Origin of the sequence: Pseudomonas sp. OE 28.3 (assembly GCF_014268205.2) — a bacterium.
GTDB lineage: Bacteria > Pseudomonadota > Gammaproteobacteria > Pseudomonadales > Pseudomonadaceae > Aquipseudomonas > Aquipseudomonas edaphica.
Window position 1 is genome coordinate 5,725,517 of sequence record NZ_CP077082.1, and the last position, 10,882, is coordinate 5,736,398.

Here is a 10,882-nt window from a genome sequence, read left to right on the forward strand (position 1 = left end):
GCGGAGTATGGGGGAAATTACATTAAGGCAATGTTTTGTCGCGGCGCAGGTGCAGCAGGTATTGAACCGGCCCCGACGCGGCATACACCAGGAACGCCAGCAGCAGAATACGTGGCGGATCACTGAACACGACCGCAAACACCAGCACCACCACCAGGATAGCCACGAAAGGCACGCGCCCCTTGAGGTCAAACTCCTTGAAGCTGTTGTACTTGATATTGCTGACCATCAGCATGCCGGCGGCTGCAACCATCAAGGCCACCAGGAACGACATCTTCGAACCCTGGATGCCGTAGTCACTGAACGCCCAGACGATACCTGCCACCACACCTGCCGCCGCCGGGCTGGCCAGGCCGATGAAGTAACGCTTGTCAGCAGTACCCACTTGGGTGTTAAAGCGCGCCAGACGCAACGCCGCGCCGGCGACATAGATGAAGGCAACCATCCAGCCGACCTTGCCCATATCACCCAGCGCCCAGGCAAATGCCAGCAATGCCGGCGCAACGCCGAAAGCCACCATGTCCGACAGCGAGTCGTACTCGGCACCGAAAGCGCTTTGGGTATTGGTCATGCGCGCCACCCGGCCATCCAGGCCGTCGAGCACCATGGCCACGAAGATGGCGATAGCCGCAAAGCCGAAATACTTGCTGGCACTCGCCGCATCACCCGCCGCCAATGCGCTTTGCGCACTCATGGAGTTGATGATGGAGTAGAACCCGGCAAACAGGTTCGCCGTGGTGAACAGATTGGGCAGAAGATAGATACCACGATGCCGGACCTTGCGACCTTCCGCATCATGCCCTTCTTCGACATGCTCATCGATCGGTAGCAGGCTTTCGGCGTCAGAGGCCTGGTTTGGCTCTTCGGGACGTTCGGTCATGGACTTTACCTTGCAACGGTGTGAAAAGAATTCGACAAATACTTGCAGCGCGTGTTCGCCCGCAAACGATGCAGCTTTATACCAGAACCCGCCCCCAAACGAAAAAACGCGGCCTAAGCCGCGTTTTTTCTGGATACGTACGACTTAGTTTTTGGCTTTGTCGACGATCTTGTTGGCACCGATCCACGGCATCATGGAGCGCAGTTGCTCGCCGATCACTTCGATACCGTGAGCGGCGTTGTTACGACGCTTGGCGGTCATCGAAGGGTAGCCGGTAGCGCCTTCGCTGATGAACATTTTGGCGTATTCGCCGTCCTGAATACGTTTCAGGGCGTTGCGCATAGCCTGACGGGACTCGGCGTTGATGACTTCCGGGCCGGTCACATACTCGCCGTATTCGGCGTTGTTGGAGATCGAGTAGTTCATGTTGGCGATACCGCCTTCGTACATGAGGTCAACGATCAGCTTCAGTTCGTGCAGGCATTCGAAGTAGGCCATTTCTGGCGCGTAGCCAGCTTCAACCAGGGTTTCGAAACCGGCTTTGACCAGCTCAACGGTACCGCCGCACAGTACGGCTTGCTCGCCGAACAGGTCGGTTTCGGTCTCGTCCTTGAAGGTGGTTTCGATGATGCCGGTACGACCGCCACCAACGCCAGCAGCGTAGGACAGTGCCACGTTCTTGGCGTTGCCGGATGCGTCCTGGTAGATCGCGATCAGGTCAGGGATGCCGCCGCCTTTGACGAACTCGGAGCGCACGGTGTGGCCCGGCGCTTTCGGCGCGATCATGATCACGTCGAGGTCAGCGCGTGGCACAACCTGGTTGTAGTGAATCGCGAAGCCGTGGGAGAAGGCCAGGGTGGCGCCTTTCTTGATGTTTGGCTCGATTTCGTTCTTGTAGAGCGCGGACTGGAATTCGTCCGGGGTCAGGATCATGACCAGGTCGGCAGCGGCAACGGCGGAAGCAACGTCAGTCACTTTCAGGCCGTGGGCTTCAGCCTTGGCAACAGTGGCCGAGCCTTTGCGCAGGCCAACAGTCACGTCAACGCCGGAATCTTTCAGGTTGCACGCTTGGGCGTGGCCCTGGGAACCGTAGCCGATGATGGCGACTTTCTTGCCCTGGATGATCGACAGGTCACAATCTTTATCGTAATAAACTTTCATGAGGTTCCTCTATATATCCAGGCCGTAAGGCCATTCGCTAATTTGGGTTAGATGCTGAGTACTTTGTCGCCACGGGCAATCCCGGTGACACCACTGCGTACGGTTTCCAGAATCGAGGCCGTCCCGATCGACTGGATGAAGCTGTCCAGCTTGTCGCTTGTACCGGTCAGTTGAACGGTATAAACGCTGGCGCTCACATCGACGATCTGCCCGCGATAAATGTCGGTGGTGCGTTTGATCTCGGCACGTTGGGCACCCGTGGCCTTGACCTTGACCAGCATCAGCTCGCGCTCGATGTGGGCACTTTCCGACAGGTCGACCAGCTTGACCACTTCGATCAGCTTGTTGAGGTTCTTGGTGATCTGCTCGATCACCTCATCGTGACCAACAGTAGTCAACGTCAGGCGCGACAGGGTCGGGTCTTCGGTCGGCGCCACGGTCAGGCTTTCGATGTTGTAGTTGCGTTGCGAAAACAGGCCGACAACACGAGACAGAGCGCCGGGTTCGTTCTCCAGAAGCAGGGAGATAATGTGCCGCATGATTAGGTACGCTCCGTCTTGTTCAGCCACATGTCGCGCATAGAGCCGTCTTTGATCTGCATCGGGTAGACGTGCTCGCTGGTGTCCACTTGAATATCGAGGAACACCAGGCGGTCCTTCATGGCGAACGCCTCTTCCATCTTCGGCTTCAGATCTTTCAAATCGGTGATGCGCATGCCGACGTGGCCGTAGGCTTCAACCAACTTGATGAAATCCGGCAGCGATTCCATGTAGGAATGGGAGTGACGGCTGTTGTAGCTCATGTCCTGCCACTGACGAACCATGCCCAGCACGCCGTTGTTCAAGCACACGATCTTCACCGGAAGACCGTACTGCAGGCACGTCGACAGTTCCTGGATGTTCATCTGGATGCTGCCCTCACCCGTCACGCAGGCGACGTCGGTGTCCGGGAAGCTCAGTTTCACACCCATGGCCGCCGGGAAACCAAAGCCCATCGTGCCCAGGCCACCGGAGTTGATCCAGCGGTTAGGCTTGTCGAACTTGTAGTACTGCGCAGCGAACATCTGGTGCTGGCCCACGTCGGAGGTCACAAAGGCGTCGCCCTTGGTCACTTCGCACAGGGTTTCGATCACGGTTTGTGGCTTGATGATGCTGCCGTCACCCTTGTCATAAGGGAACAGGCCGCGGTCGCCGCGCCATTCGTCGATCTGCTTCCACCAACTGGCAACCGATTCCTTGTTCGGCGTTTCGCCGATGTCCTTGAGCGCCGCAACCATTTCGGTCAGCACGCTTTCTACCGGACCTACGATCGGCACGTCGGCCTTGATGGTCTTGGAGATGGACGCCGGGTCGATGTCGATGTGGATGATCTTGGCATTCGGGCAAAACTTGCTCGGTCCGTTGATCACACGGTCATCAAACCGCGCGCCCACCGCCAGGATTACGTCGGCGTGGTGCATGGCCAGGTTGGCGGTGTAGCTGCCGTGCATGCCAAGCATGCCGACGAACTGACGGTCCGTACCCGGGAATGCGCCGAGGCCCATCAAGGTGTTGGTCACTGGCAGGTTAAGCAGCTTGGCCAATTCGGTCAGAGGTGCAGAACCGCCGCCCAGAATCACGCCGCCGCCGGAGTACAGCACTGGGCGCTTGGCCGCCAAGAGCATTTCTGCCGCCTTGCGGATTTGACCCGAGTGCCCACGAACGGCCGGGCTGTAGGAACGCAGCTTGGCTTTTTTCGGGAAGACGTATTCGAACTTTTCCGCCGGGTTGGTCATGTCTTTCGGGATATCGACCACCACAGGGCCCGGGCGACCGGACTGTGCGAGGTAGAAGGCCTTTTTCATGACTTCCGGGATTTCCGACGCGTGCTTGATCATGAAGCTGTGTTTCACGATCGGCCGGGAGATACCGATCATGTCGGTTTCCTGGAATGCGTCGGTGCCGACCATGGTGCTGGGCACCTGGCCAGAAATGATCACCATCGGGATGGAGTCCATATAGGCAGTCGCGATGCCGGTAATGGCATTGGTTGCGCCTGGGCCGGACGTTACCAGTACCACACCGGCTTTACCGGTGGCACGGGCATAGCCGTCAGCCATATGGGTCGCGGCCTGTTCGTGGCGAACCAGGATGTGGGTAACAGCCGGTTCCTTGAACAGTGCGTCGTAAACATGCAGCAGAGCACCACCTGGGTACCCGTAGATATAGTCGACGCCTTCGTCACGCAAAAAGCGGACGAGCATCTCACCGCCAGATAAAAGCTCCACGTTGTTCACCTCTAAAACGCCAGAATACCGTCCGTTAAAAACCGACGGGTCTTAATAGGTTTACTTCTCAACAGAGCATGAGCGACGGTGGTCGCCGACTACGTCAGCACTGACTGAGCAAGTATTGGGATCGTCCCAAGTGTTGCGGGCTTTTCCCACCCAGCGCGAGGTAACGCGTTGCGGGTGTTACAGGTCGGCGCGGATATGCGCCTCATGATCTGCTGAGCGGGCCTGCTTCTGGCAGTCCCGATACAGCGGACTTTGGATTCTTCTGTTTCAGCCCCTTCAAGTCAAGCAATAATTGCGCTTTTTTCCAACTAAGCGCATGAGAACGAAGATTAAAGGGGTTTGAGGAGGGATAAAACTCGCCTGAATGTCGTCAAGCGGTAGAAATGTGCGCAAGACTGCCGAAAAACCCGGCAGTCAGGCAATTAACGAGCGTCGACGATCAATTGGTCGAACTTTTTCAGCGCATTGCGTAAGCCTATGCTTTCAAGCGGGCGATCGGCGTAAACCATCTCCGCCATCTCGAGGATCCCCGAAGCATTGGGCAATGGCAGGTCCTGCTCGAGGATCTGCTTCATGCGCACCAGGAAGATCCATTGCAGCCACTGGTGAAAGTCCAGGGTGTCCACCGAAAACGGCTCGACGCTGCTAAGCGCTTCAGCGCTGGGGGGCACTTCGTCCCACCAACCCTGCACACGTAACTCACGCTCAATCAGCAACAGCTGTTCGGCAATTGCCGGAAACCGTGCATCCATCAGAGGCTGACCTTGGCTTTTTGCCGCGCCTGGGCAGCACCGGCGGCGTCGCCTTGTGCCGCACGCGCGTCACCAATCAAAGCCCACAGGTTGGCTTGCAGGTCGGGGCGACCGTTGGCCAGGGTCAGGCCGCGACGGGCGAACTGCTCGGCTTGCGGCGCGTCGCCCTGGGCCATGCGCACCTGGGCCAGGCGATACAGCACTTGCGGCTCACGCGGCGCCACACGCTGGGCACGCTCAAGGCTCGACGATGCCCCGTTCAGGTCACCACCGGCCTGTTGCTGCTGGGCGGTGGTCAGCAAAGCCAGCACCGGCCCGTCCAGTTGCTCGTCAGCCGACAGGCCACCCGCGTTAGACGACGACGGAATACCGCTCGGCGTGGACGGCGGCATGTTGTAAGTGCCCTGGTTGATCGGCGCCGTCTGGATCGGCGCGGAGTTGGCCGGCCCCGAAGTGCTTGGCCCTGGCGTCCAAGGCTCGGCACTGATCGGCGCCGACGTCGCAGCACCGCCGCCCGGTACCATCACCACCACGCCCGAATCCTGCGGTATGGCCTGAGGCGTGGCTTGGGCAGGACGCTTGACCACGGTCTGACGGAAACCGCCAGTGGCCGAGATACGGTCGTTATTGGAAACGTTCGTGCTTGAGTCCACCACGGGAATCGAACCGCGCTGCACGCTGGAGCAACCGCCGAGCATAACCAAGGCGGTAATAGCTGGAATCCACAACTTGTTCACTTGAAACCCTCTTTGCTTAATGCATCCAGCCCTTGACCCAATCCATCACCGAATCCGCGTCAGCGGGGGCACTGCCACCGCACGCAGCACCGGCGGGTGGCTCGCTGCCGCGAATATACGGCATCTGTACCGCGCCCGGACAGTTGGCATCGGAACCCTGCCCGGTATGCGGATCAATCCAGGCCTGCACGATGTTGTCCGGCTGCGGCATGTTAAGCGGCAACGGATCGGCCTTGCGCATGAAACTGGTCCACACCTGCAGCGCACCGGTCGCACCAGTGAACGGGGTTTTGCCGTTATCGTCGCGACCCAGCCAGACCACGGCCAGCACATCCTGGCCGAAGCCTGCGAACCAGCTGTCGCGCGAATCGTTACTGGTGCCGGTCTTGCCCGCCAGCGTCAGGTTCGACGGCAGCACGCTATAGACAGAACGCCCGGTACCTTCACGCATCACGCGCTGCATGGCGTTCTGGATCAGATAGATGGAACCTGCGTCAAAGCGCTGCTGGATCTGGAACGGGTAACGCTTGAGCGGTTCGCCCTCGGCGGTCAGCACACTGCGAATGCCGCGCATCGGGGTATTGAAGCCACCGTTGGCGAGGGTCTGGTACATCGTCGCCACTTCCATCGGGGTCATGGCGCCAGCGCCCAGCAGCATCGAGGGGAACGCCGGGAACTCACGGGTGATGCCCAGTCGCCCCAGGGTTTTCAGCACATTCGGCACGCCCACTTCAAGCCCAAGGCGCGAGGTGGAGATGTTGTAGGAATGCGCCAGGCCTTGGTACAGGAACACAGTGCCGTGGGAGCGACGATCAAAGTTCTGCGGCGTCCATACCTGGCCATCCGCCCCTTTGACCGACAGCGGGTCATCCGACAGCCAACTGGTCAGCGTGTATTTGCTTGGTTTTTCCAGGGCCGTGAGGTAGACCGCTGGCTTGACCAGCGAACCGATTGGCCGCACCGCATCCAGGGCACGGTTGAAACCGGCAAAACTGGCCTGGCGGCTGCCGATCATGGCCTGCACTTCACCGGTTTCCGGGTTGGTCACGACCATGGCTGCTTCGACTTCATCCGAACCTTTACGGCCGGTCAGGCGTTTGAAGGTATCGTTGACCGACGCTTCGGCTTTCATCTGCAGGATCGGGTCGAAACTGGTAAAGATCCGCAGGCCTTCTTCGGTCAAGTCTTCGTCGCGATAGTCTTCACGTAGCTGGCGTTTGACCAGATCAATAAAGCCCGGGAACGAACTGTCGGCCAGCTTGCCGCGAGTGGTAACACCCAGTGGCATTTTTTTCGCCGCCGCGACTTGTTCAGCGGTGGCCACGCCCTGCTGTTCGAGTACATCCAGCACCAGGTTACGACGCTCAAGCGCGCGCTCCGGGTTGCGACGCGGGTTGTAGTAAGACGGCCCCTTGACCATCCCCACCAGCAACGCGACTTGATGCAATTTCAATTCGGACAAGGGCTGGCCAAAGAAGAACTGGCTGGCCAAGCCGAAACCGTGCACCGCGCGCTGGCCGTCCTGGCCGACGAACACTTCGTTGAGGTACGCCTCAAGAATCTCCTGCTTGCTGTAATGCAGCTCCAGCAGCATGGCCATCATGGCTTCGGTGAGTTTACGGGTGAGGCTGCGCTCGTTGGTCAGGTAGAAGTTCTTGACCAATTGTTGCGTGAGCGTACTGCCGCCCTGGGTCATCTTGCCACCGGAAGTGTTAACCCAGATGGCGCGGGCAATCGACTTGGGCGACACACCCCAGTGGCTGTAGAAATCGCGGTCTTCCACGGCGATCAGCGTATCGAGCAGGTACGGCGGCACCTGATCAAGCTTGATCAGGATGCGATCTTCAAGGTTCTTGGGGTAAATACCGCCGATCAACAGCGGTTCCAGGCGCACCACGGGCAACTTGGAGCCATTGAGCGACGACAGTTCGGCAACGTAATCGCCGGAGAAGCGCACGCGCACCGGCTGGGCTTTCTCCAGGCCTTCATAGAACTGGAAGCCACGGGTATTCAAATCGACGGTATTGCCGCTGACAGCAGCGGCGCCGGGGCCATTGCTCACGGGTTCGCGGCGATAGCCCAAGGCGTCGAGTTCGGTAAGGAAGTCTTCCTTGCTCAGCTTTTGGCCGGTGAACAATTCCAACGGGCGTGCGTATACCTTGGCCGGGATGGTCCAGCGCTTGCCGGAGAATTTCTCCTGCACCACGGCGTCGAGGTACACCGCGAAGCCTGCGAGCACCACAAGGCCTACCAGGCTCAGCTTGATGGCCCAGCCCAGCCACGGGCGCAGGCCGCGTGAAGGAGGTTTTTTACGGGAACGGGGAGATCGGGTTCGAGTCATGGCGGCGGATTATACGCACTTTATTGACGATCAACATGAGCCGGACAGCGGTTTGCACGACCGACCGTAACCGCCATAATGCCGGCCATGATTTCCCCCAGACTTTGAAGGATCGCCCGTGAGCCAGTCCCTGATCGCTGCCCTGCAAAACCCGGCTTTGTATCCCCATCCGGTTGAAGCGTTTCAAGTCATTGAGACCCATATTTCCTGGGTCATACTGACCGGCCCCTATGCTTATAAGCTGAAGAAGCCGATGAACTTCGGCTTTCTGGATTTCACCCAACTGGATGATCGCGGCCACTTCTGCCGCGAAGAGCTGCGCCTCAATCAGCGCCTGACCGAAGATTTGTATCTTGACGTGTTGCCAATCACCGGCAGCGCCGAAGCCCCGCAATTGGGCGGTGATGGCCCGGTCATCGAATACGCGCTGAAAATGCGCCAATTCCCGCAGAGCCAGCTGCTCAGCACACTGCAAGCCAATGGCGAGGTCACCAGCGCGCACATTGATGATATGGCCAAGCAGATTGCGCACTTCCACCTCAGCGCCCCGAAAGTGCCGCAAGACCACCCCGCCGGCACGCCGGATGAGGTGATGGCACCGGTTCGCCAGAACTTCGACCAGATCCGCCCGTTCCTCAGCGACAAAGCCGACCTGGCTCAACTCGAAGCCCTGCAAGCCTGGGCCGAAGCCAGCTTCGAACGCCTCAAGCCACTGCTGGCCCAGCGCAAACTCGAAGGCTTCACCCGTGAGTGTCACGGTGATATCCACTTGGGCAACGCCACCCTGATCGATGGCCAGGTGGTGATCTTCGACTGCATCGAGTTCAACGAGCCGTTCCGCTTCACCGATGTGTATGCCGACACGGCCTTTCTGGCGATGGACCTGGAAGACCGCGGCCTCAAATCCCTGGCGCGCCGTTTTATCAGCCAGTACCTGGAGCTGACCGGCGACTATCAGGGCCTGGAAGTGCTGAACTTCTATAAAGCCTACCGTGCACTGGTGCGCGCCAAGGTGGCGTTGTTCAGCATGCCGAGCGAGGCCAGCCCGGTGCAACGCGCCACCACCCTGCGCCAATACCGCAACTATGCGAACCTGGCGGAAAGCTACAGCACTATTCCATCGCGCTTCCTGGCGATAACCCACGGTGTTTCGGCCGTCGGTAAAAGCCACGTGGCCATGCGTCTGGTGGAAGCCTTGGGTGCCGTGCGCCTGCGTTCGGATGTGGAACGCAAGCGCCTGTTTGGCGAACAAAAGGTCGAGAACACCCCGCAAGCCGGTATCTACGCCGCCGAAGCCAGCTCTGCCACCTACGCTCGGCTCAACGAAATCGCCGATACCGTCTTGCGTGCCGGCTACCCGGTAGTGCTGGACGCGACCTTCCTGAAAAGCGCACAACGCAATGCCGCCGCCAAGATTGCCGAGGCAACCGGTGCGCCCTTCCTGATCCTTGATTGCAACGCACCGCAAGCCGTTATCGCCAGCTGGCTGGCGCAACGTCAGGCGGATAAAAACGATCCTTCCGACGCGACGCTCACCATTATCGAAGAACAGCAGGCCAACCGTGACCCGCTGACCGCCGAAGAGCTGCTGCTGAGCAAACGCGTGGAAACCAACGAAAGCGGCACACTCGACGCTCTGGTGGCACACATTCGCCAGCGCCTGCCCGGTCTGTAAGAAATATTTCTTGGTCGTGTCACCGATCTTCGGTGCACGACCGAGCAATAGTGGCACTATAATGGCGTCATAATTCCAACAGGAGTCGCCGTCATGAGTCAGCCCAAGCTTCTTGATACTCCGCTCTACGCACTCCTGCATAAAGACGACATCCGCGGCTTCAACCAGGAACGCCCCAAAGACGGCCCCATCGACATGCGTGGTGGCGACTTCCGGGGGTTGGACCTGCGTGACCTGAACGCCACGGGCGTGGATTTCACCGACGCCTACTTCCGCTCTGCCGACCTGCGCGGCCTGGACCTGCGCGAGTGCTCGCTGGAAGGCGCCAGCCTGGCCCATGCGCAGATTTCCGGCACCTACTTCTCCCCCGAACTGACGGCTGACGAAATCCTCATGTCGGTCAATTTCGGCACTCGTTTGCGCTACCGCACCAAGTAACTTCATCTTTCGGGCCCCAGCTACGCCTCACGCGTAGCGGCGCCTCCTGCCTGCTTGTCGGCAATATCCTTAAAAATTCTTATAAGCTTTTCAGCCGTTCCTGACCAAAGAACCACGCTTTTCCTACTGAGCGCTACACTCCTTTTCAGGCTTGCCTGGTCACGATACCCACCGCACCATTCGGCCGTCGCAAGGAGGCTTGATGAACGATGAGCTGCAACACCTGAAAAACCTGGGCAAGACGTCGGCGCAGTGGCTGCATGCGGTGGGCATCCACAGCGCGTCCGACTTACGTCGCCTGGGAGCTGTCGATGCCTACCGAGCCGTGCGCACTCGCGGGTTTCGGGCCTCGAAAGTGCTGCTGTATGCAATTGAGGGAGCCTTGATGGACGTGCATTGGAACGACATCCCGACGGAACGCAAGGAGGCATTGAACCGTCAGTTGGAAGCGATTTCAGCGCGTCAGAAAATTTAGGTCTGCAAGAACCCCCAATGTTCATGGGCAGTTCGAACACGTGTTTGAGAAAAACGGCAGATCGTTGAAAAACAGATGTTGACTCTCAAATGAGAATCGTTATGATTATCACAGCTGGTCGCGAGATCAGCCGATAACTGAAAGACCA

Annotated in this window: 10 protein-coding genes; 3 read left to right on the forward strand and 7 right to left on the reverse strand. The window is 59.0% G+C overall.

The genetic code is table 11. The annotated features are described in order from the left end of the window. Window positions 1–22: 22 nt before the first annotated feature. The 7 genes from pssA to mrcB form a co-directional block, all read right to left on the reverse strand. Complete coding sequence (gene pssA, locus HU759_RS25720) at window positions 23–880, reverse strand: CDP-diacylglycerol--serine O-phosphatidyltransferase (protein ID WP_017139220.1); 858 nt, start codon at window positions 878–880, stop codon at window positions 23–25. 144 nt (window positions 881–1,024) lie between these two features. After that, entirely contained in the window at window positions 1,025–2,041 is a 1,017-nt protein-coding gene (ilvC, locus tag HU759_RS25725) for a ketol-acid reductoisomerase (protein ID WP_003176099.1), read from the reverse strand. A gap of 47 nt (window positions 2,042–2,088) precedes the next feature. Then, a complete protein-coding gene (gene ilvN, locus HU759_RS25730) occupies window positions 2,089–2,580 on the reverse strand; it encodes an acetolactate synthase small subunit (protein WP_003176102.1) in 492 nt (163 codons plus the stop codon). Window positions 2,581–2,582: 2 nt separating this feature from the next. Continuing rightward, window positions 2,583–4,307, reverse strand: coding sequence for an acetolactate synthase 3 large subunit (locus HU759_RS25735; RefSeq protein WP_099547656.1), 1,725 nt, complete (start codon window positions 4,305–4,307; stop codon window positions 2,583–2,585). A gap of 431 nt (window positions 4,308–4,738) precedes the next feature. Beyond that, window positions 4,739–5,068 (reverse strand): YqcC family protein, encoded by a 330-nt coding sequence (locus tag HU759_RS25740; protein ID WP_017139221.1) that lies wholly within the window; start codon window positions 5,066–5,068, stop codon window positions 4,739–4,741. Further along, a complete protein-coding gene (locus HU759_RS25745) occupies window positions 5,068–5,805 on the reverse strand; it encodes a tetratricopeptide repeat protein (RefSeq protein WP_017139222.1) in 738 nt (245 codons plus the stop codon). The genes HU759_RS25740 and HU759_RS25745 overlap by 1 nt, the downstream gene beginning before the upstream one ends. 16 nt (window positions 5,806–5,821) lie before the next feature. Next, window positions 5,822–8,146: a penicillin-binding protein 1B gene (gene mrcB, locus HU759_RS25750; protein WP_017139223.1), complete on the reverse strand. Its 2,325-nt coding sequence runs from the start codon at window positions 8,144–8,146 to the stop codon at window positions 5,822–5,824. A gap of 118 nt (window positions 8,147–8,264) precedes the next feature. Between mrcB and HU759_RS25755 the strand changes: the two genes are divergently transcribed. From HU759_RS25755 to HU759_RS25765, 3 genes are all read left to right on the forward strand, one after another. After that, on the forward strand, window positions 8,265–9,821 hold the full coding sequence (locus tag HU759_RS25755; protein ID WP_186617058.1) for a bifunctional aminoglycoside phosphotransferase/ATP-binding protein: 1,557 nt from the start codon (window positions 8,265–8,267) through the stop codon (window positions 9,819–9,821). Window positions 9,822–9,914: 93 nt separating this feature from the next. Continuing rightward, a complete protein-coding gene (locus HU759_RS25760; protein ID WP_017139225.1) occupies window positions 9,915–10,259 on the forward strand; it encodes a pentapeptide repeat-containing protein in 345 nt (114 codons plus the stop codon). A 202-nt stretch (window positions 10,260–10,461) separates the two neighbouring features. Continuing rightward, complete coding sequence (locus HU759_RS25765; RefSeq protein WP_017139226.1) at window positions 10,462–10,734, forward strand: TfoX/Sxy family protein; 273 nt, start codon at window positions 10,462–10,464, stop codon at window positions 10,732–10,734. The last annotated feature ends 148 nt before the right edge of the window (window positions 10,735–10,882 follow it).

Coding starts and splice junctions, on each gene's coding strand:
- ilvC (WP_003176099.1), bottom strand. CDS start 2,041: ATGAAAGTTTATTACGATAAAGATTGTGACCTGTCGATCATCCAGGGC.
- pssA (WP_017139220.1), bottom strand. CDS start 880: ATGACCGAACGTCCCGAAGAGCCAAACCAGGCCTCTGACGCCGAAAGC.
- HU759_RS25740 (WP_017139221.1), bottom strand. CDS start 5,068: ATGGATGCACGGTTTCCGGCAATTGCCGAACAGCTGTTGCTGATTGAG.
- HU759_RS25760 (WP_017139225.1), top strand. CDS start 9,915: ATGAGTCAGCCCAAGCTTCTTGATACTCCGCTCTACGCACTCCTGCAT.
- ilvN (WP_003176102.1), bottom strand. CDS start 2,580: ATGCGGCACATTATCTCCCTGCTTCTGGAGAACGAACCCGGCGCTCTG.
- mrcB (WP_017139223.1), bottom strand. CDS start 8,146: ATGACTCGAACCCGATCTCCCCGTTCCCGTAAAAAACCTCCTTCACGC.
- HU759_RS25765 (WP_017139226.1), top strand. CDS start 10,462: ATGAACGATGAGCTGCAACACCTGAAAAACCTGGGCAAGACGTCGGCG.